A 443-nucleotide genomic window follows, 5' to 3' on the forward strand; every position below is an offset into this window, starting at 1 on the left:
AATGAATTTTATGTATTTCCTTTTTTATTGTGTTTTATAACATCCTTTGGTTAAGCTATACTGCTTACTTAAGTACTTTGATTATTTGTATTATCTTGATAAATCATGGCTTTATAATATTAAGTATTGTTGTTTTGAAAGGTTGATGACTGCTTTATACTGACTGTTGAATGTTGAATATTGACTGTGGACCGATGACTGTTGACTGTTCACTGATGACTGATGACTGTTGACTGATGACTGTTGACTGTTGACTGATGACTGATGACTATATATATTGAATTACTAAACACTAAGTGTTACTTTATATATACTAATATAACTGCCTACTATTAAATAATGCTTACTAAATAATATAAACTGGATTAATAGCAAATGAACAAGGAACTGACTGTTAAAAAACTAAACCCCACAAACACACGCGTTAGGTGTTGAACGGCTTG

It is taken from the genome of Seonamhaeicola algicola, assembly GCF_007997385.1.
Lineage (GTDB): Bacteria > Bacteroidota > Bacteroidia > Flavobacteriales > Flavobacteriaceae > Seonamhaeicola > Seonamhaeicola algicola.